This window comes from Phenylobacterium sp. Root700, assembly GCF_001429025.1.
Taxonomy (GTDB): Bacteria; Pseudomonadota; Alphaproteobacteria; order Caulobacterales; family Caulobacteraceae; genus Phenylobacterium.
On the sequence record NZ_LMHT01000004.1, the window covers coordinates 86,355 to 104,632 of the forward strand.

At 65.5% G+C, this 18,278-nt stretch carries 23 protein-coding genes; 14 read left to right on the plus strand and 9 right to left on the minus strand.

Features of this window, described 5'->3' with window-relative positions; translation table 11 throughout:
- The first annotated feature begins 164 nt into the window (after positions 1-164).
- Positions 165-752, plus strand: coding sequence for a response regulator transcription factor (locus tag ASE02_RS01010; RefSeq protein WP_156405866.1), 588 nt, complete (start codon positions 165-167; stop codon positions 750-752).
- 37 nt (positions 753-789) lie between these two features.
- Here ASE02_RS01010 and ASE02_RS01015 read toward each other — a convergent pair whose 3' ends face one another.
- Positions 790-1,491 carry a VIT family protein gene (locus ASE02_RS01015; protein WP_056730278.1) on the minus strand — a complete coding sequence of 234 codons (702 nt, stop codon included), beginning with the start codon at positions 1,489-1,491 and terminating at the stop codon, positions 790-792.
- A gap of 412 nt (positions 1,492-1,903) precedes the next feature.
- Between ASE02_RS01015 and ASE02_RS23245 the strand changes: the two genes are divergently transcribed.
- Positions 1,904-2,239 (plus strand): c-type cytochrome, encoded by a 336-nt coding sequence (locus tag ASE02_RS23245; protein ID WP_369818504.1) that lies wholly within the window; start codon positions 1,904-1,906, stop codon positions 2,237-2,239.
- A gap of 46 nt (positions 2,240-2,285) precedes the next feature.
- On the opposite strand, the gene ASE02_RS01025 is transcribed toward ASE02_RS23245, so the two are convergent.
- Positions 2,286-2,573, minus strand: a complete 288-nt coding sequence (locus tag ASE02_RS01025; protein ID WP_156405867.1) for a hypothetical protein — start codon at positions 2,571-2,573, stop codon at positions 2,286-2,288.
- 124 nt (positions 2,574-2,697) lie between these two features.
- Here ASE02_RS01025 and ASE02_RS01030 point away from each other — a divergent pair, with 124 nt between their 5' ends.
- A complete protein-coding gene (locus ASE02_RS01030; protein WP_056730283.1) occupies positions 2,698-3,249 on the plus strand; it encodes a hypothetical protein in 552 nt (183 codons plus the stop codon).
- Positions 3,250-3,369: 120 nt separating this feature from the next.
- A complete protein-coding gene (locus ASE02_RS01035; protein WP_056730285.1) occupies positions 3,370-3,903 on the plus strand; it encodes a pyridoxamine 5'-phosphate oxidase family protein in 534 nt (177 codons plus the stop codon).
- 58 nt (positions 3,904-3,961) lie between these two features.
- Here ASE02_RS01035 and ASE02_RS01040 read toward each other — a convergent pair whose 3' ends face one another.
- Complete coding sequence (locus tag ASE02_RS01040; RefSeq protein WP_056730287.1) at positions 3,962-4,147, minus strand: hypothetical protein; 186 nt, start codon at positions 4,145-4,147, stop codon at positions 3,962-3,964.
- Positions 4,148-4,333: 186 nt separating this feature from the next.
- On the opposite strand from ASE02_RS01040, the gene ASE02_RS01045 reads away from it, so the two are divergent.
- Positions 4,334-4,657 (plus strand): hypothetical protein, encoded by a 324-nt coding sequence (locus ASE02_RS01045; protein WP_156405868.1) that lies wholly within the window; start codon positions 4,334-4,336, stop codon positions 4,655-4,657.
- A gap of 131 nt (positions 4,658-4,788) precedes the next feature.
- Here the strand turns inward: ASE02_RS01045 and ASE02_RS01050 are convergent, their stop codons facing one another.
- The 3 genes from ASE02_RS01050 to ASE02_RS01065 all read right to left on the minus strand — a co-directional run bounded on the left by ASE02_RS01050 (position 4,789) and on the right by ASE02_RS01065 (position 7,711).
- A complete protein-coding gene (locus ASE02_RS01050; protein WP_369818501.1) occupies positions 4,789-6,462 on the minus strand; it encodes an MBL fold metallo-hydrolase RNA specificity domain-containing protein in 1,674 nt (557 codons plus the stop codon).
- Positions 6,459-6,896 (minus strand): host attachment protein, encoded by a 438-nt coding sequence (locus ASE02_RS23250; RefSeq protein ID WP_082601790.1) that lies wholly within the window; start codon positions 6,894-6,896, stop codon positions 6,459-6,461. Before ASE02_RS23250 ends, ASE02_RS01050 begins: the two co-directional genes overlap by 4 nt.
- 509 nt (positions 6,897-7,405) lie before the next feature.
- Entirely contained in the window at positions 7,406-7,711 is a 306-nt protein-coding gene (locus ASE02_RS01065; protein WP_056730294.1) for a hypothetical protein, read from the minus strand.
- Positions 7,712-7,877: 166 nt separating this feature from the next.
- Between ASE02_RS01065 and ASE02_RS01070 the strand changes: the two genes are divergently transcribed.
- The 6 genes from ASE02_RS01070 to ASE02_RS01095 all read left to right on the plus strand — a co-directional run bounded on the left by ASE02_RS01070 (position 7,878) and on the right by ASE02_RS01095 (position 13,139).
- Positions 7,878-8,495, plus strand: a complete 618-nt coding sequence (locus ASE02_RS01070; RefSeq protein WP_056730462.1) for an NAD(P)H-dependent oxidoreductase — start codon at positions 7,878-7,880, stop codon at positions 8,493-8,495.
- A gap of 83 nt (positions 8,496-8,578) precedes the next feature.
- Positions 8,579-9,229: a helix-turn-helix domain-containing protein gene (locus tag ASE02_RS01075; RefSeq protein ID WP_056730296.1), complete on the plus strand. Its 651-nt coding sequence runs from the start codon at positions 8,579-8,581 to the stop codon at positions 9,227-9,229.
- 31 nt (positions 9,230-9,260) lie between these two features.
- Positions 9,261-10,088, plus strand: a complete 828-nt coding sequence (locus ASE02_RS01080; RefSeq protein ID WP_056730298.1) for a universal stress protein — start codon at positions 9,261-9,263, stop codon at positions 10,086-10,088.
- A 525-nt stretch (positions 10,089-10,613) separates the two neighbouring features.
- Positions 10,614-12,098: a PAS domain S-box protein gene (locus tag ASE02_RS01085; RefSeq protein WP_156405869.1), complete on the plus strand. Its 1,485-nt coding sequence runs from the start codon at positions 10,614-10,616 to the stop codon at positions 12,096-12,098.
- Positions 12,088-12,687, plus strand: coding sequence for a response regulator FixJ (fixJ, locus tag ASE02_RS01090; RefSeq protein WP_056730302.1), 600 nt, complete (start codon positions 12,088-12,090; stop codon positions 12,685-12,687). The genes ASE02_RS01085 and fixJ overlap by 11 nt, the downstream gene beginning before the upstream one ends.
- Positions 12,688-12,755: 68 nt before the next feature.
- The gene (locus ASE02_RS01095) at positions 12,756-13,139 is read left to right on the plus strand and encodes a response regulator (protein WP_056730304.1); all 384 of its coding nucleotides are present in this window, start codon (positions 12,756-12,758) and stop codon (positions 13,137-13,139) included.
- A 9-nt stretch (positions 13,140-13,148) separates the two neighbouring features.
- On the opposite strand, the gene ASE02_RS01100 is transcribed toward ASE02_RS01095, so the two are convergent.
- The gene (locus tag ASE02_RS01100; RefSeq protein ID WP_156405870.1) at positions 13,149-13,910 is read right to left on the minus strand and encodes a universal stress protein; all 762 of its coding nucleotides are present in this window, start codon (positions 13,908-13,910) and stop codon (positions 13,149-13,151) included.
- A gap of 70 nt (positions 13,911-13,980) precedes the next feature.
- On the minus strand, positions 13,981-14,817 hold the full coding sequence (locus tag ASE02_RS01105) for a universal stress protein (RefSeq protein WP_056730307.1): 837 nt from the start codon (positions 14,815-14,817) through the stop codon (positions 13,981-13,983).
- 173 nt (positions 14,818-14,990) lie between these two features.
- Between ASE02_RS01105 and ASE02_RS01110 the strand changes: the two genes are divergently transcribed.
- From ASE02_RS01110 to ASE02_RS21890, 3 genes are all read left to right on the plus strand, one after another.
- A complete protein-coding gene (locus ASE02_RS01110; protein WP_056730309.1) occupies positions 14,991-15,638 on the plus strand; it encodes a BON domain-containing protein in 648 nt (215 codons plus the stop codon).
- A gap of 62 nt (positions 15,639-15,700) precedes the next feature.
- The gene (locus ASE02_RS01115; protein WP_056730310.1) at positions 15,701-16,468 is read left to right on the plus strand and encodes an SDR family NAD(P)-dependent oxidoreductase; all 768 of its coding nucleotides are present in this window, start codon (positions 15,701-15,703) and stop codon (positions 16,466-16,468) included.
- Between the two features lie 60 nt (positions 16,469-16,528).
- Positions 16,529-17,002 (plus strand): NUDIX domain-containing protein, encoded by a 474-nt coding sequence (locus tag ASE02_RS21890; RefSeq protein ID WP_082601791.1) that lies wholly within the window; start codon positions 16,529-16,531, stop codon positions 17,000-17,002.
- A 6-nt stretch (positions 17,003-17,008) separates the two neighbouring features.
- Here ASE02_RS21890 and ASE02_RS01125 read toward each other — a convergent pair whose 3' ends face one another.
- Complete coding sequence (locus tag ASE02_RS01125) at positions 17,009-18,241, minus strand: DUF4010 domain-containing protein (protein WP_200957579.1); 1,233 nt, start codon at positions 18,239-18,241, stop codon at positions 17,009-17,011.
- Between the last annotated feature and the right edge of the window lie 37 nt (positions 18,242-18,278).

An 18,278-nucleotide genomic window follows, 5' to 3' on the forward strand; every position in this document is an offset into this window, starting at 1 on the left:
CGTACTGATGGCTAGATAACGCCCTGCTCGCTGAGCCATCCGGCCATCGGCCTGGCAGGACCTTTCTGGATAACTTCGGTAGTCAGTTAGCCGGTTGGCTAGATGACGGAGCGACCGAAAGACCCTACGAGCCATGCGGCCTTTAACGGTTGAGTGGGGACCCCTTGCCTTTGCGTGTCGCGATTGTCTGTCGGCAGCCCCTCAACAGGGCCGCCCTGGCCGCCCTGGTGGCGGAGGAACTGCAAGCGGACACCATCGACGTCGCCTCCAGTATCCCCGAGCTCGCCGCCCAGACGCCGGACTTGCTGCTGCTTGATTTGCCGCCGTCGGAAAATCCCAAGACCTGGATCGACGGGGCTCCGAAAGCGCGCCACCGCGTCCTGGTGGTTCCCGAGCGTGACCTGAGCTTGGCTCGCCTGGCCTATGCCGCCGGCTTCAACGGCCTATTGCCCGAAACGTCCGAGCGACCGCTGATGATCGCGATCCTGAAACTCGTCTTGGCGGGCGGCGAGTATTTCCCCTGTTTTGAGGAGGCTTCGGCGGAGGGCGCACCAATCCTGTTCCGCCAACTCTCCCAGCGACAACGGGAGGTTCTGAGCCACCTGACTCAGGGGCAAACAAACAAGGAGATAGCCAAGATGCTCGGTATCTCCATCGCCACGGTGAAACTCCACGTGCAAGCGATCCTCAGCGCCACTGGCGCGCGCAACCGCACCGAAGTCGTCAGCCGTCTGGGCCAGTCCCGCCTTTAGCGGCGCCCGCGAGGACCGGGCAGGCCTCAGCTCGAACCTAGACCGCCACGCCGACGAGACGGCCGATCCCGGCGGTTACGACCATGGCCAACGCCCCCCAGAACGTCACCCGCGCCGCGGCGCGCCAGACGCCGGCGCCGCCGGCCTTGGCGCCTATGAGACCAAGACTCGCGAGGAAGATCAGCGAGGCCGCCGCGACAGCTGGGACCGTCCATCGAGAGGGCGTGATCGCCGCCACCGCCAGGGGCATGACCGCTCCCGTGGTGAAGGTCAGCGCTGAGGTCAGCGCGGCCTGGATCGGCCGGGCCGCGGTGGTCGTCGAAATGCCAAGTTCGTCGCGGGCATGGGCGCCTAGCGCGTCCTTGATCATGAGCTGGGTCGCCACCTTGGCGGCCGTCTCGGCGTCGACCCCGCGTTGAACATAGATGCCCGCGAGCTCGCGGTGTTCGGCTCGGTCATCTGCCTGCAACTCGGCGGTCTCGCGCGCGAGATCGGCCTGCTCTGTGTCCGCCTGTGAGCTGACGGAGACATACTCGCCCGCCGCCATGGACATGGCGCCGGCCACCAACCCCGCAACGCCGGCCACCAGGATGTCGCTCGGCTTCGCCGCCGCCGCCGCCACACCGACGATCAAGCTGGCGGTCGAGACCAAACCGTCATTGGCGCCAAGCACCGCGGCCCTCAGCCAGCCGATACGCGAAACGAGATGGCGTTCAGTATGTCGGCCCAGGCGGCTCATACGATCGTTCCTGCCATAGTTCCCCCCGCCACTGCACGCGCAGGGCCCATCTTCAGGCCCTCAAGATCGCGCGCGACGGCTCCGAAGGCGACAACCGCGCCCTGGACGCGGTTGTGATCCAGGCCCCCCCGGAAAACAGCCCTATCATCGCGAGCCGGAACGCGTCCAACTGCAGCGATAGCCTGAACTTCAGCGCTCGCCTTGATGCCGATCAATGCAGATGATGAATGTCGTGGCAGGTTGAAAAATACCTGGGAGGCTGGCCCTGAGACGTATCTTCTTTGGCCTGATGATAGGGCTCCTGTCCGGCGCCTTCGCCTACGGCGCTTCGGCCGCCCTCGTCGGGGCGCGCAGTTCATGGTCTTGGCCCGCCCGAATGCCGAACTTCGGAGATGCGCAGGTTCTGAACTCGATGCAAATCGAGGACCTCACCCAGTATGTCCTGGCGCTCTCAAGGCGTGAAACCGATGAGGCCGCCGTCATACGCGCCATTCCCCTTTTCTCGCAGCAATGCGCCAGCTGTCATGGGATGGGCGGCGAAGGGGCCCCCAGGCTTGGCGTTCCCGATCTGACCGACGAAGTCTGGATCTATGGCCCCACGCCGAGCGCCATTCGCGCCCAGATCTGGCACGGGGTTGATGGCCGCGGACCGCCGAGACAGGCCCGACTGCCCGGCCAACTCGCCCCGGTCGCCCGCACGTCAAATGCGGCGGCGACGAGAAGCCAAGCCCCGTCCCTGGCGCCCTGAGTTTTTGCGCGTCCTGCAATGCGGCTCGGCCATCTGTTTGGACGCCCTACGCCATTCCCAGCCGAAGCGTCAGCCGAATGAGCGCGCCAGGATTTCTTTCCAGTCGGGCTCCAAGTTGCTGGCTCAGCGCCCGCATCAACCGCAATCGCAGTCCGCCCTCGCCTTCAGGATCGAATCCAGGCGGCAGGCCAGGTCGGTCATCGGCGATCTCGACCGTCAAGCCGCGCGTTTCGTCGCCACGGCTTCGAACCAAGATCTTGCCGTATGATCCTGCGCGATAGGCGACGCGGTCGATCTGGATCGCCATCAAGGCCCTGTCCGGCGCTTGCTCCATGCGGCCATCCCGCACGGAATGTGAGCTGCGCCGATGGCTCGCCCGCCGATTGAATTTGATCGCGCGCAAGGCGGGCCGCCCAACGTCTTCGAAGATGGCGGCTCAATCCCAAGGGAGACGACCGATGACCCTGCGCCAGGTCCTGATAAGCTCAGCCCTAACCTTCGCGATAGCGACGACAGCTGCGGCTGAAGTTCCGCCGACCAAGCCTGCCGATCACGCTGCGGGCAACGCGTTCTCTCTGGATGATCAAGCCCGAGCGCAGGGCGCGCGCGCGCTTGAAAGCGCACGCGCCTCCGTGCGCGCCGCCGATGCAGCCGTTGCGAAGGCCGAGGCGGCGTTACGTGACCGCTCACGCAAGACCGCCGAGACCTCCCGTGAAGCGGCGCAACACGCCTCCGAGGCGGCGAGGACTGCGGCAGGGGACGTCCAAATCGCTTTTCGCGAGGCGTCGTCGGAAAACCGCGCGCTGTTTGAACGCTCCGCCGAGGCCGCCCGAGCAGCCGCGCGAGACGCCGGCGAGGCCGCCGCAGCCGCGGCGGCGAACGACCGCGCCGCCACCCAGAAGGCGCTGCAAGCGACTCGAACCGCCGCTCAAGATGCCGCCGCCGCCGCTAAACGGGCCCTCGCCGCGCTCGAAGCAAAACCGACGAAACAACAGGCCGAGAAGAAGTAGCACGTCGATCGAATCCGCGGCGTCGGCGAACCGTCGGCGCCCGTCAGTCGTTGATAAGTAGGCCAAGTCGGTGGGGGTTATGGCCCAAAGGATCAGCCGGCCTGTCTGATGGAGAATGGAATGCCCACGACGAAGCGAGAGCATCCCGCCAGCGCCGCCCCACTTGACGAGGCGGGCCTACGCGACCTCATTCTTGAGATCATTGATGAGAACCACGTCATGTGCGTCGCCACCGTCCGAAGCGACGGGTGGCCGCACGCGACACTGGTCAACTACCTTCGCCTTGGCCGGGCGCTCTATTTCATCGTCGCGCGCGAAAGCCAGAAATTCGCCAACATCACTCAGGACTCGCGGGTCTCAGTAGCGCTTGGCGGCGGGTTAGGCGCGGACGGAGGCGTGCGCGGATTGTCCATGGCGGCGCGGGCCATTGAGGTCAGCGATCCCGCCCATATCAAGGAGATCAATCAGGCGATCTTCCGCCTGTCGAAAGTGGCGGGCTTTCGACCTCACCCGAGTTCAGTGCTGGTCGCGGTGATGGAAGTGCGGCCATCGCTCATCTCCGTCATCGACTACGCCGTCCCACCTGGTCGGCGCGACCTGGTGCGGGCCGTCGAGGATTGGCGGATCGAACACGTCCAGCCCATTCAATCTTGATCGAACCCCCTAAGCCGGCTCGTCGCGCGGTGGTTCGCCCGACCGATTGGCTTGCCGATCACCGCGGGTGCCAGGACCGCCACATCAACCAAGCCCCAATCAGAATGATCACCTGCGCGCCTGCAGAGATCAGCCCTGTCACCGCGAGCCCCAGATCGAACATCAAGCGCTGCGCGAGCCGATCATGGCTGTCGCCGATCCACACCAGGCCGCAGATCGCCGCAGATCCGGCGATCACCATCATCGCCCCCGACCACGCCCGAAGGGCTGAAGCCCGCCGGGGCGATGGATGTCGCGGGCCGGGCTTGGTGCGAACGCTGGCGTTTGACTTGGCCTTCATGGGCATGACCTCGATTCGGCCGGGTGGTTCTGAGGAGATCTCAGGCGGTGTCCGCCGCAATCATCGTTCGGGCGTTGGCGCTTGAAGGGCTTGAACAAGGATATCACCAAGCTCGCCGTCGGATGGATCGATGCGATCATCGGCAACGCCGCCGACCACGATCAGGCCGCGTTCCAGATGCTCACGAAGCTCCTCAATCTCGCTGGCCGGCGCAATAATGAAGAGGCCTTCGAGATCATCGTCGGCGATCTCCCTGTCTGCTTGGCGGATGATTTCGTGGACGAGGTCATTCTGGACGTGGGGGGCGTTGCGTCCGTTTGCGCGCTCCCCGCACCGCCACGTCGTCACGAACCGGTCTTCGCCGGCGCGGTATTGAACGAGGCGCGCGCGGCCTTTGGAGGTGATCAGGAATAGCAGCTTGCGAACCCGTGGCATGCTCGACGCCTCCAGAGAACGACCCGCCGAGGGTGGGCCGACGCCCAAATCATGACCTCAGGCGTCGTCCTCGCCTTGATCAGGCTCAAGTCGGCCGTTTGCGGCCGCCCTCACCGCGAGCCGGAGCGGCGTAGCCGGCGGGCGGGATGGTGCCTCGCCTCGATCTCCTCCATCGCGGTGCGCGCGCGTTTGAGGATCGCGGTGCGGGCGGCGTCAGACCGGGCGCCTTCCAGCAGGGTATCGAGCTCGAGCAGGAGCGCTGCGCGTTCATTGTGCCAGTCGAGCGAGGCCACGGCCTGCGCCGGGAGGCGCGGGGCGACGTTCGCGTCGCGACTGATCGCAGTTCCGCGTAGTTCAAAGGCCTGGTCGAGCGCAGGTATGTTGAGGCTCGCCGCATCTAGGCCCGCGGCGACCAGACGCTCCTGGAGGCCTTGCAACGCTTCCGGCTCGCCATGGGCGAGGAAGGTGCCCCCGCGCACCGGCTGGCGCGCCTTGACCCAGTCGACCAGCCCGTCTGCGTCAGCGTGTCCGGAGTAGACGTCCAGCGAACGGATTCGGGCCTGGACCCGGACGTCGTCACCCTGAATACGGACGCGCGCCGCGCCGTCCTGCAGGAACCGCCCGAGCGTCCCGACCGCCTGATACCCGGCCAGCAGCACGGTGGCCTGCTTGCGCCACAAAAGCCGCTTCAGATGTTTGCGCACCCGGCCGGCGTCGCACATGCCGCTTCCCGCCAGGATGATATGCCACCCAGAGAGGCGTTCCAGCGCGTCGCTTTCTCCCGGAGCGCGGAGAAATTTGAGCCGATCTCGAGCGTACAGGCCTTCGAAAGGATTGACCCCGGTCGCCCGATTCCAGCCGCGATGGCGAAAGACCTCCGTCGCCTCGATCGCCAGAGGCGAGTCCAGGAAGATGTCGGCCTCCGGGGCCTGACCGTCGGCCATGATGGTGAGGATGTCGGCGAGCAATTCCTGGGAACGCTCCACCGCGAAAGCCGGGATAAGCAGCGGACCACCGGCGGCGTGCGCTGCGGTCATCTCCTCGGCGAGGATCCGCCGCCGGGTGACCGGCTCGATCATCGGACGTCGGCGATCCCCATAGGTCGACTCAACGATGAGGTGATCGACGCCCTGCGGACCCTCAGGATCTGGGGAATAGTCGCGCCCGCCGGGACCAAGGTCGCCTGAGAACAGCAGGGTGACCGGCCCTTCGGGGGTCTCGACCCGTAGCTCGATGGAGGCCGAACCCAGGATGTGTCCGGCCTCCCAGTAGGTCGCGCTGACGCCCGGAACGATCGGGGTAGGCTCCGACAGCTTGACCCGTTCGAAGAGCTCGAGGGTCCGGACCGCGTCTCGGGCCGTATAGATCGGTTCGACCGGGGGCCGGCCACGCCGTTGATTGCGCCGGTTGAGATGGCGCACCTCGCTTTCCTGGATGCCGCCCGCGTCCGGCAGCATCACCGCGCAGAGGTCGCGCGTGCCCGCGGTCGCATAGATCGGCCCCTCGTACCCGGCCTTCATCAGCTTTGGCAGCAGGCCCGAGTGGTCGATATGCGCATGGGTCAGGAGCACGGCGTCGATGTCGGCGGCTTCGAAGGGGAGCGGATCGTAGTTCAAGGCCTTCAGCGTCTTGGAACCTTGGAACATTCCGCAATCGATCAGCAGGCTCGCCGAGCCGGTGTCGAGCCGGGCGCAGAATCCCGTTACGCAGCCGGCCGCGCCATGAAAGGTCAGCTTGGGCCCCATCCAGCTCTCTCCATCGTCGTAGGTTTGTTGCTGCGTCATTGACCGCGAAGGGTCCGCAGATGACGGCGCAGAGCTTCACCTTCGAGCGTCACGCGATCATGATTTTCGGTCAGTTCAAGACATTCGACTGCGGGCGACTTCAACGCGCCGCGCAACAGGCCCAAGGCGCGCGGCGGCGCCATGACGACCAGCCGATCGAAGAGTCCGGCCTTGGCCCAGAGCTCCAGCGCCTCCGAGACGCGTTCAAGGAACCGCGCTTCTGCGAGCTCGGCGACATCTTCATCACCAGCGCCATGACGACCGAACCCGAACCGATTGTGGACAGTGGCGCGCTGACGGTTGTTGGGTTGCTCGCTGTCTTCAGCTTGAAGCCCTCGCTCACCGAGGCGCTGCAGGGGCCCGCCCCGCCGCCGCTCTTCGTGAACATGGGCTTGGCGACCATCGGCCGTGACAATCCAAGTGACTTCATTCATGGCCCCAACCTCCTGACTTAAGAGGAATTTGTCCTGCGCAGTCACGCCGCGTCCTGACGTTGATCTAGGCTAGGGCGGCGCCATGGACGGCTCATGGAAGGGGGGTTTCAGCCAGCCCGGCGCCTGACATCCGCTAGCTCCCGCCAAGAGGATGGCGGCAAGAACCGCAACGCCAACCGCCCCCAGCGCCACGCGCCTCGCACGCATTTTCATGACGAGCTCCTTGTAGATTGGTCATCGGCCACCTGGCCCCAGACCCGCATGGGGGCCAGGGCGAACTCGGCCCATATCGTCAGGCTATGGCGCCGCAGATCGCGGGCTAGTCCGCGCTGCGCCTGCGCGACCTCCATCGGATCGCTGGCGATCGCCACGCTGCTCCAGAACGCCGCCCTGTCGCGCGCGCAGTGATCCGTCCACCACACAGGGGCGAACGGCCAGTAGGGAACGGCGATTGGATAGGGAGCTTTCCGCATTGGAAACGCCTTTCGAGAGCGCAACGCGCTCGCGAACTAGGATTGGCCGGTGCGCCGGGCGAGCCCAAAGCCAATGAGCGCGACCGCGGCTGCGATGATCGCGGCGACGGCGGCGGGGTGATCCTTGATTTCCTCGCCGGCCTTCCCCGCCAGGCGCCGCGACCGCGTCCTTGCCTGGTCAGCCAGATCGCTCGCCGAGTGGACAAGCGCGATCGCACTCGCGGACAAGGCGTCGCCTGGATCCTGTGACAGATGCTCGGCCATTCTCTTCAGGCCCCGCGCGACGTCCTCATAGATGTCTTCAGCGTCATGGGAGATTTGCTGGGTGATGGCTTTGCGCATCTGACTGCTCCGTGAATTCACGATCCAAGAACCACGATCAACGAGCGGTCATCTTGACCCCGATCAATTCTCACACCCCGGCGGCGATGATCCACGTCAAAGCGGGCCGCCGCGCCTACGCCTAGCCTTGTGAGCCCCGAACCTCGGCAAACTCAAGGTGCTCATCATGAGACACGCTGTCATTCTGGCTCATCCCAAGCCGGCGAGTTTCTGCGCTTCCATAGCCAAGACCTGCGTCGAAAATCTCACCTCGCTGGGTGATCAGGTCCTCCTGCGAAATCTCTATGAGCTGGGGTTCGATCCCTGCCTGAAGGCTGGTGAACTGCCGAACGATCTTGGCTTCGCCCCCGAGCCGGATGTCGTCGCCGAACGCGCGCTCCTGGCCGACATCGACAGCTTCATCTTCGTCTACCCATTTTGGTTCAACGCCCCGCCAGCGATCTTGAAAGGCTATGTCGATCGGGTCTTCGGCATGGGGTTCGGGTATGGGCCGGCCTTTGGCGGAACTGAGCCCCTCCTCGTGGGCAAGCGCCTGACCAGCTTCTCCACCTCGGGCGCGCCGGAACACTGGGTCAACTCGACCGGCGCCTTGAAGGCGTTGATGGCGGTCTTCGATCTCCATCTGGCAGGAGTCTGCGGCCTCTCGGTTCAGGGCCACCGACATTTCGGGTCGATCCTCTCCAACCTGACTGAAGAAGCTGGCGCCGACATGCTGAGCCAGGTCGAGGCGACGCTCACCCATGCTTTCGCCAACATGCGGCCCGGCCTCCGTAAACCTACTTAAGTAAACCGCCTTAAGCACCGATCACGAATATCGGCGGTCGCTAACGCTGCTTAACACTTCCGGTCATCGACAGGAGACGACCGATGACCGCCCAAGTCCTCAGTGAGACCACCGCGTCTCGGATGAACCCGACAGGTGCGTTCGGTGCGATCGGCGTGCGCATGCAGTTCGCCGCCGGGGAAGAGATCTACGCCCAGGAAGAAGAGGCCGACCTCATCTACCAGGTGATCGAAGGTTCGGTGCGCACCAGCCGGCTGCTGAGCGACGGTCGCCGCCAGATCGGCGACTTCTATTACCCCGAGGAGCTGTTCGGGATGGAAGCCGGCGACGAACATCGCTTCTCGGCGGAGGCGCTCAGCGACTGCACGATCCTCGTGGCCAAGCGCTCGGCCGTCCGTCACTGCGGCGACGAACGCGAGCGGCTTGAGAAGCTCATCTGGGCGGCGACAACGCACGAACTCGCACGCACTCAAGAGCACCTCTTCATGCTTGGGCGTAAGAGCGCCTGCGAAAAGGTGGCCAGCTTCCTGATGCTCGCCGCTGAACGGGTCCGGGGCGACCTCACCACCCTGGTCATGAGCCGCCAGGACATGGCCGACTATCTCGGCCTGACCATCGAAACCGTCTCCCGCATGCTCAGCCAACTCCAGTCCGGCGGCATCGTGGAGTTCGTCGGCTGCCGGTCCTTCCGCGTGATTCAGCCCTCGGGTCTGGCTCGTCTGGTCACCGCCTAGGGACACGTCTTCCTCAAGATGGAGGTCAATCATGACCTACAAGAGCCTGCTCTGCCACGTGCAGCCCGATGCCGATCACGCCGAACACGTCCGGTGCGCTGCGAGCCTTTCCGACGATCTGAACGCCATGGTCATTGGCCTGGGCGCCGCGGCGATCCCGCCCCTCGCCGTCAGCGCGGGAGGGGCCTATGCCGGCCTCGACGGAGAATGGCTGGCCCTGATGGGCGAGCAGATCAGATTGAACCTCGCCGGCTCCCAAAAAGTCTTCGAGGAGGCGATAGGCGCACGGAGCCACGAATGGCGCACCCAATGGCTGGAGCCCACGCCGGCCTTGGCCCAGGCGGCGCGTAGCGCGGACCTGATCATCGTGCGGCACGGCGGCCCTGGTCGCCCCATCCCCTATAGCGATGTCGAGGTCGGCCAACTCGTCGTCAGCGCCGGACGTCCGGTGCTGATTTGCCCGCCCGGCCACGACTACCTCGGCAAGGGCCCGGTCCTGGTGGCGTGGAAGGACAGTCGCGAATCCCGCCGCGCGATCACCGACGCCCTGCCCCTGTTGCAGCGCTCGGAAGATGTTCTCATCGTAGAGGTCTCGCAGGACGCCGACACCAGCCCCGCGGCCGCCCGGATCGAGGAGGTGGCGGCCGCCCTCGCCCGCCATGGCGTGCGAGCCCGCGGCGAGGTTCTGGAGTCGTCCGGCCGCGCCGATGAGGCGATCATGACGCGGGCTGGCCAACTCGGGGCCGAGCTCATCGTGGCTGGGGGCTATGGCCACACCCGGCTCGGCGAGTGGGCGTTCGGCGGGGTGACGCGCAGTCTTCTTGAGCAGGAGCGCTACTTTATTCTGCTGAGCCACTGACAGGCCGCCATGGGCGTCGGTCATGAAGATCGGCGCCCCAACACGCTGAAGGCGGTCCGCCTCCTGTCCCCTCCCCCATCGCGCCGTCCAGAGGGACCGGCGAAGGTCGCCGGAATTCCCGGCCCATACGCATCCCGCCCCCCCGCGCCGGATCTTGAGCTGATCGATCGCCCGGGCGCGGGAAGGCGAACACCTCCTGCCCCTCGGCGATCGCCAATTGCGCGAGCAGGTGCACGGCGGCTCCAAACCCGCAGAGGCCGAGCCGCCGGACCGGTCGCGGCTCGCAGGCCTTGCGTCAGGCCCGATAGCCGATCCAGGGACGCCCCGACCTTGAGGCGCTCTTCGCCCGCACCAGCGCGGCTTCACACCGACCCAGGTCCCGTTCGTTCATCCTGGTGGTGCCGAGAGGAGACAGCCAGGTGTCTTCTACGGCGACATTCGACAGTTCTCTTTGCATTCCGGCTGCGTCACTATCGGCGCGTCGCCCTGGTCGCAAATCGACTGTAAAAACAGAGAGGCTTTGCTGTGCCGGTTGGGCGTCAGATCTCGCGATGGCGCCCACAAACCGGCGACGGGTCAGTCAGGCTCGGATATCTTGCGGCCTTGGGCGGGGCGACCATCGCCCTGGTCGTCAGGCTGCTCCTCGAGCCGTATTTCGAGCACCGCGCGCTGGTGATCATCTATGTGCCGGCGGTCCTGGCCGCGGCGTTGGTCGGCGGCGCCCGGCCGGCCATGCTGGCCACCCTGCTTTGCCTTGGGATCAGCGGCGCTTTCCTAAGCCAGGACATCTGGAATCCGGACAACGCCATCGATCTGGCCATCTTCGTGGTGCTTGGGCCGATCATCGGCCTCGTGGGCGATCGCCTGCGCCGTCAAGGCCAGGACGCGCGGACTCGCGAGGTCCATTTGCAGTCCATTCTCGACACCGTCCCCGAGGCCATGGTCGTCATCAATGATCGCGGCCTCATTCGCTCATTCAGCGCGGCGGCCGTGCGGTTGTTCGGTTGGGAGCCGTCCGAAGCGGTAGGGCGAAATGTGAACATGCTCATGCCGCCCCCGTTCCGGGAGGAGCACGACGACTATCTTCATCGCTATGAGACCACTGGCGAGCGCCGGATCATCGGCATCGGGCGCATCGTCGTGGGTGAACGCAAGGACGGGTCCACCTTCCCGATGGAACTGACGGTCGGCGAGGCGCGGGTGGGCCAAGACCGCTTTTTCACCGGCTTCGTCCGCGACCTGACCGAGCGCCGCGCCCAGGAACGTCGCATGCAGGAACTGCAGTCGGAGCTCGTTCACGTCTCGCGGCTGACGGCCATGGGCGAAATGGCGTCCTCATTGGCTCACGAACTCAATCAACCGCTCTCGGCCATCGCCAACTACATGAAGGGATCGGTCACGTTGCTGGACGCCGCTGATGTGGACGCGGCGCGGTTGAGGGACGCGCTCGAACGTGCGTACGAACAGGCCCTGCGCGCCGGCGACATCATCAAGCGGTTGCGTGAGTTCGTCGCCAAGGGCGAGACCGAACACACGCTGGAGAACCCAGCTCGATTGATGGAGGAAGCCAGCGCGCTGGCCCTGGTCGGAGCTCGGGAACAAGGGGTGCGGGTGGCGCTTCGCTTCTCTCGCGACGTTGGGCCCGTCATCGTCGACAAGATCCAAGTGCAGCAGGTGGCGCTCAACTTGATCCGCAATGCGATCGACGCCATGGAGGGGCGGCCGAGGCGTGAACTGGCGATCTCCGTCGCCGCAGATGAGAGCGAAAAGGGCTTCATATTGGTGTCGGTCGCCGATACTGGGACCGGCGTCGCCCCCGAGATCCTGGATCGGCTGTTTCAGCCGTTCGTCAGCACCAAGCTGAAGGGCATGGGCGTGGGACTATCAATCTGCCGAACCATCATAGAAGCGCATGGTGGCCGGATCTGGGGCGAGCGTAATCGCGACGACGGCGCCACGTTTCATTTCACCCTTCCCCTCGCCGACCTGGAGATGACCGATGGTCGCTAGACCGATCATTCACGTCATCGATGACGATGAGGCCATGAGGGACTCCCTGGCCTTCCTGCTGGATGTTCAAGGGTTCGAGCCGTGCCTGCACGAGTCTGCAGGCGCATTCCTGGCGTCGATCGGTGACCGTGCGGCGGACTGCATTGTCACCGATGTGCGGATGCCCGACATGACCGGTCTCGATCTGGTTCGTAGGCTCAAGGCCGACGGCGTGACCTCGCCAGTGATCATCATGACAGGGCATGGCGACATCGCCTTGGCCGTCGAGGCGATGAAGGCGGGCGTCATAGATTTCATCGAAAAGCCCTTCGCCAACGAGATTTTGATCGCCGCTATCGGCGAAGCCCTGCAGAGCCGCGGTCAGCCACGCGACGCCCATCTGGACGCTGAACGACGCCTGGAAAACCTGTCCCCGCGCGAACGAGACGTCCTGGCGGGGGTGGTGGCGGGCAAGGTGAACAAGGTCATCGCCCATGACCTGGAGATCAGTCCGCGCACCGTCGAGATCTATCGCGCCAACCTCATGTCAAAGACCGGCGCGCGAAACTTCTCCGAACTGATGCGGATCGCCTTGGCGGCCGGCCTCTGACTTTTGCGGCAGATCAAGGCGCCAGTCCGGCTTCTCGCGAAAGGTAGGCATCTTCTGGGCGATTGAGGATGTTCATGCCTGCAAGGCCGATCACTGGCCCCCTCCTCATTGTTGAGGATGACGGCGACGTTCTCAACGCGCTGCGCTTTGCGCTCGAGATCGAAGGCTACGACGTCCAAATTTTCAGCACGGCCGGCGCCCTGGCGCACGCAGCAGGAGACTCCGGCGCAGCGTGTCTGATCGTCGATCAGGGCCTGCCGGACGAGACAGGCCTGGAACTGATCACCCGGCTGCGCCGACGGGACATCACGACGCCGGCCGTGTTGATCACCACGTACCTATCGCCAGCCTTGCAGGCCCAAGCTGCGGCCATGGCCGTTCCCGTCGTGGAGAAGCCCCTGCTGTCCGACACCCTTTTTGCGACGGTCAGGTCTTTAATCGGCCAGGCCTAGGCCTAAACGCTAATGTGAGATCAACAGCGGGCAGGGCGGATCGGCCAGGAACTCGTGGCTGACGCCGCCAAGGACCGTTTCGGATATCCGCGGGCGGCCATAGAGGCCCATGACCAACAGGTCACTGCCCCAACCGCGCGCCTTGCGCCGCAGCACGTCGGAGGCCAGGTCGCCGGGCGCGGGCTCAGAGAGCACCTCAACCTCGCGATCCCATCGCGACAACCGAAATCGCAGGGCCGCGTCATCGTCGAAATCCGGGCGCGATCGAACCGCGGCCACCGCGACATGGTCGGCCGCCAAGATGAACGGCCAGGCGTCGCGCCAGGCTCGCGCGCTCTCGCGGCTTCCATTCCAACAGGCCAGGACCCGGCGCCCGATGCTCATCTCGCCCAGGTGGTCGGGTATGACAAGGAGCGGCCCACCGCAGGCTAGGCCAAGTTGACCTGCCGAGATCGTCACCTCCCCGCCCTCTGGCAAGGGGCCGGGCGGGACGACCACCAGATCGCTGAGACGTGCGCGCTCGACCAACTGTTGGACGGTGTCCAACACGATCCAATCGGCGGCGAGATGTTGTAGCTCGGCCGCAGCCAGAAACGCCCGTTGGGCTCGGGCCTCGGTGCGATCCACCACCAGCGCATGAGCCTCGACGGCTTCCTGCAGCAGCCCCTGGGACATCCAGGCGCCACCCGCCCCGTAATCCGAAAGCGGGAACATCGGACGCAGGAAAGCGCCTGTAACACCAGCGCCCAGGCGGCCCGCCAGGTCGATCACCTGGTGGACCCGCCGCATTGAGGCCGGTTCGCCGCCCACCACCACCAAGATATCTCGAACAGCCATGACGCTAATGGGATGTCAGCAGGGGAACGGGCGGCTCGCCCAGCATCTCGCGGCTCACCCCGCCCAGAACCATTTCGCGTAGTCTGGATCGTCCATAGAGGCCCATGACCAGGAGATCGGCGTTCAGCGCCTTGATCTGCCGACGCAACACCTTGCCGACCGACACATCATCGCTGTGATCGACAATGACCTGGGTCTTGCAGCCGTGCCGCTCCATATGGCGCTCCAGGAAGCCGTCCGCGCCGTGCATGCCCGAGGGCGAAACGACCATCACGGTCACCTCTTCGGCCGCATCCAAGAACGGCCAGGCGTCATGAAGGGCGCGGGCCGACTCGCGCGTGTTCTTCCAAGCGATCAACACCCGTTTGGGCATCCCGCGCCATTCGCCTTCCTCAGGTACAATCAGCGTCGGCCCGCCGCTGGCCAAGCCGAGTGTGGCCGCCGAAACGCTGCGCCCTCCCCGGCTGGTCTCGACGCGCGGCGGGAGGATGCAGAGATCAGCCCGGCGAGCCGCCGCGATAAGGGCTGCGTCGCTGTCGCCGTCGATCACCCGCCATTCGAATGAGGCCCCGGCCCGCTCAGCGGCGCGCCGCAGCGTTTCCTCGGCGACATCGGCCGCCAACTTCACCGCCGCGGCGCTCTCGGTCATGACCGCCTCGATTTCATGCCGAGGCAGATAGGCCAGCCCCTCGGCGGCGAACAGATCATAGGTGAAGTGCGAACGCAGGAAGACGCCGGTCAGGGTCGACTCCCACCGCGTCGCCAGATCGACGGCCAAGGCGCAGCGCCCACGCGACGCATCGGTCTCGTCGACCGCCAGGATGATGTCGCGAAAGCTCATGAAACACTCCTTCGATCGGTCGGCAGTCTGCTCGTTCCAGGCAGGGCGGCCTTGATCGTAATCAACCCATCGCGTGGGCAGGCCAGCGCTAATTGACCCGGGTCAAAGCCGACCACCGCGAAGTCTGAGACGGTCGCCTTGGCGTGATTGTCACGCCCATTCTGGAGAAAGCCATGGACGACAAAGCACTCAAGGCGCGGGTCGAGGCCGAACTCGAGTGGGAGCCGAGCGTCGACGCCGCGGACATCGGAATAACCGTCGAGGACGGGATCGTGGGGCTAAATGGCCACGTTCCAAACTACGCTCAGAAGGTCGCCGCCGAGGCTGCGGTCAAGCGGGTGAAGGGCGTGCGGGGCTTCGTGGAGCATCTGCAGGTGCAGCCTACGCCTTCGGCTCATAGCGACGACGCCGTCGCCAGCCGGCTGGCGAGCATCCTCGACTGGACCGTCGAGGTGCCCGCCGATCAGGTCAAGGTGAAGGTCGAGAACGGGTTTGTGACCCTTCTGGGCAAGGTCGACTGGCAGTTCCAAAGAGCCGCCGCCGAGCATGCCGTGCGTCCGCAACAGGGCGTTCGCGGCGTGCTCAACGAAATCCAGGTGAAGCCTCATGCCCAAGCCTCCGACATCAAGCAGCGGATCCAAGCGGCGTTGGAGCGCCGAGCCGATATCGAAGCCAACCAGATCGTCGTCACCGTGGTGGGGGACACAGTCAGGCTCGACGGAAAGGTCCGCGCCTGGTTCGAGCGCGACGTCATTGAACATGCAGCCTGGGCTGCTCCTGGAGTGGCCAAGGTCGACGATCACATCGCGATCGGCCTCTAGCTCTCGTTCGTAGGCCCCGCCGACCTGCGGCGCCTACGGCGTCAACATCACCGGAGAACATCATGCCACGACTTGCGGACAAGGTGGCTGTCGTCACAGGCGCGGCGCTGGGGATCGGACAAGCGATCTGCCGGAGAATGGTCCAAGAAGGCGCGAAGATCGCGCTGCTCGACCTTCTGGACAGCGAGGGCGCCGCGCTCGCCAACGAACTGGCAGGTGGCGACCAGAGGGCGGCGTACTGGCGATGCGACGTCTCCGTCGAGCGGGAGGTCGAGAAGGTCATGGCCGAGGTCGCCGCGACGTTCGGCCGGGTCGATATCGTCGTGAACAACGCCGGCGTCGCCGGCGCCAACAAACCCACCCATGAAATCACCGAGGCCGAATGGGACTGGGTGCAGGCGATCAATGTGAAGGGGGTCTTCTTCGGGACGAAACACGCCATCGCGCACCTGCGCCGAGCGGGCGGCGGCGCCATCATCAATCTGTCGTCGATCTATGGACTGGTCAGCGCGCCGGATGTACCGCCCTATCACGCCTCGAAGGGCGCTGTGCGCTTGATGACCAAGACGGACGCGCTCATCTACGCCCCCGACCAGATCCGCGTGAACTCGATTCATCCCGGCTTCATCTGGACCCCGATGGTCGAGCATCACCTCGCCGCACAAGGGGACCTCGCCGCGGCCAGGGCGGCGACCGCGGCTCTGCATCCGCTCGGCAGGATGGGCGAGCCGGACGACATCGCCTGGGGCGCCGTATACCTAGCGTCGGACGAGGCGAGGTTCGTAACCGGTTCGGAGCTGGTGATCGACGGCGGCTATACCGCCCGTTGACCCCAGCCACGCTCTCACCCAGAGGGCGGACATGAGGATCGGCGCAGGCAAGGCTCGATCATGACCGCGTCATCCGACAGCGCCGGGCTTCTGGTCTTCCGACGCCGCGGCGCTGGCCTTGAACTCCTGCTCGTCCATCCTGGCGGCCCGTTTTGGCGTGGCAAGGACGAGCAGGCTTGGTCGTTTCCCAAGGGGCGGATCGAAGCGGGCGAAGCGCCCTTGGCCGCCGCCAGACGTGAGTTCCAAGAGGAGACAGGCCTCTCGGTCAAAGGCGACCTGATCGAACTCACCCCCGTCAAGCGTCCAGGGCGCGGCCACGTCTTTTGCTGGCTGGTGGAGGCCGATCTCGACCTGGGGGCGGCGCACAGCAACAGCTTCGAGCTGAAAGGCCGTAGCAACAAGAGCAGGGCGTTCCCTGAGATCGACACCTTTGCGTACAGTGCGCCTGCACTCGCGTTGAAACGCATACATACGAGCCTGCGCCCGGTCCTCGGAGAAGCTCTGCATCGCCTTGGCTGGTCAGGACCGGCCTAGCGGCGCCTATCCTCCCGTCGCGGCCTGAAGAAGCGCGCCAAGCCAGGCGGCGGCGACGACCAGCACGAGACCCGGAACGACCCGCCAAACGAACGCCGCCTGGCCGCCAGATAGCGCAAGGATGATCTTGGTCAGGGTGTTGGTGGTGAGCCCCGCGAGGATTGGCATGACCGCATTGCGCGGCTCAAGGTGACCCGACGCCGCGAGTGAAGCGATCGAGACCGCCGCGGCATGGGTGTCGACAAGGCCCGCTGCAGCCGCTCCAGCAACGACGCCCGCCTCGCCGAATAGCGCGGCCAGAGCCGCTGACGCGACCAGAATGCCCGACAAGAGTAGCGCGAAGAACAGCGCGCTTGAGATGCTGAAGGCCTCCCCGGCCTCCACGCTTTCCTCCGAAGGTGGCTGACGCAGCGCAAAAATTGTGAAGGCCGCGCCGTAGGCCAAGGCTGCAAGTCCCGCGCAAACCAGGGGCAAGGCCATAGCGTGGAGCGTGGGAATACTGATGGCGGCGATCACCACCCCCATCAGCGCGATCGACGCGATGGTGGAGAGCACAGCGCCGGCGACGGCGCCCGGCAGAACGCCTGGTGTCTTGGCGGCTCGCGCCGACATGGCGCCTATGGCTGCGCTGCTCGACACGAAGCCGGCCGCCAAGCCTGCGACCGGCAGACCGAAGCGGACCCCCAATGTGCGTATAGCCACATGACCAGCGGCGCTGATCCCAAGCAGTAGAATAACGACCAGCCATATCGCGCGCGGGTTCAAAGCATCATAGGGCCCCATGGCCCGATCCGGCAGCAAGGGCAGAACCACCAGGCTCGCGCCGGCGAGGATGAGCCCGTCACGAACTTCACCGTCGGTTAGCGTGTTGCTCACGAAGTGATGCAGAGGCGTGCGCGCGGCCAGCAAGACCGCGACGACCACGCCCACAGCGGCGGCCACCATCGGCTGGGCGATGGCTAGGCCCCCGACCAGCACCGCCAAGACCAGCGCGATCTCGGTGGTCACGCCAGGGTCTCCGTCACCTCGAGTCCGCCAATAACTTAGCGTCGCAAGGAGCGCGACGGCGGCCGTCGCAATCGCCAGCAGGGTGACCCCGCCGGTCATGAAACCGACCGCCCCGGCCAAGGTCGCGACAGTGAAGGTGCGAATGCCCGCAGCCGTCGGCGAGGGCCTCCCCTGCTTGCGCCGCTCGCGCTCAGCGCCGATCAGGAGCCCTACGCCCAGGGCGACAGCCAAACTTAGGATCGACTCGCTGAGAATTTGACGGCCCTTC

Coding starts and splice junctions, on each gene's coding strand:
- ASE02_RS01015 (WP_056730278.1), bottom strand. CDS start 1,491: ATGAGCCGCCTGGGCCGACATACTGAACGCCATCTCGTTTCGCGTATC.
- ASE02_RS23245 (WP_369818504.1), top strand. CDS start 1,904: ATGCAAATCGAGGACCTCACCCAGTATGTCCTGGCGCTCTCAAGGCGT.
- ASE02_RS01025 (WP_156405867.1), bottom strand. CDS start 2,573: ATGGAGCAAGCGCCGGACAGGGCCTTGATGGCGATCCAGATCGACCGC.
- ASE02_RS01030 (WP_056730283.1), top strand. CDS start 2,698: ATGACCCTGCGCCAGGTCCTGATAAGCTCAGCCCTAACCTTCGCGATA.
- ASE02_RS01035 (WP_056730285.1), top strand. CDS start 3,370: ATGCCCACGACGAAGCGAGAGCATCCCGCCAGCGCCGCCCCACTTGAC.
- ASE02_RS01040 (WP_056730287.1), bottom strand. CDS start 4,147: ATGATGGTGATCGCCGGATCTGCGGCGATCTGCGGCCTGGTGTGGATC.
- ASE02_RS01050 (WP_369818501.1), bottom strand. CDS start 6,462: ATGACGCAGCAACAAACCTACGACGATGGAGAGAGCTGGATGGGGCCC.
- ASE02_RS23250 (WP_082601790.1), bottom strand. CDS start 6,896: ATGAATGAAGTCACTTGGATTGTCACGGCCGATGGTCGCCAAGCCCAT.
- ASE02_RS01065 (WP_056730294.1), bottom strand. CDS start 7,711: ATGCGCAAAGCCATCACCCAGCAAATCTCCCATGACGCTGAAGACATC.
- ASE02_RS01070 (WP_056730462.1), top strand. CDS start 7,878: ATGAGACACGCTGTCATTCTGGCTCATCCCAAGCCGGCGAGTTTCTGC.
- ASE02_RS01075 (WP_056730296.1), top strand. CDS start 8,579: ATGACCGCCCAAGTCCTCAGTGAGACCACCGCGTCTCGGATGAACCCG.
- ASE02_RS01080 (WP_056730298.1), top strand. CDS start 9,261: ATGACCTACAAGAGCCTGCTCTGCCACGTGCAGCCCGATGCCGATCAC.
- fixJ (WP_056730302.1), top strand. CDS start 12,088: ATGGTCGCTAGACCGATCATTCACGTCATCGATGACGATGAGGCCATG.
- ASE02_RS01095 (WP_056730304.1), top strand. CDS start 12,756: ATGTTCATGCCTGCAAGGCCGATCACTGGCCCCCTCCTCATTGTTGAG.
- ASE02_RS01105 (WP_056730307.1), bottom strand. CDS start 14,817: ATGAGCTTTCGCGACATCATCCTGGCGGTCGACGAGACCGATGCGTCG.
- ASE02_RS01110 (WP_056730309.1), top strand. CDS start 14,991: ATGGACGACAAAGCACTCAAGGCGCGGGTCGAGGCCGAACTCGAGTGG.
- ASE02_RS01115 (WP_056730310.1), top strand. CDS start 15,701: ATGCCACGACTTGCGGACAAGGTGGCTGTCGTCACAGGCGCGGCGCTG.
- ASE02_RS21890 (WP_082601791.1), top strand. CDS start 16,529: ATGACCGCGTCATCCGACAGCGCCGGGCTTCTGGTCTTCCGACGCCGC.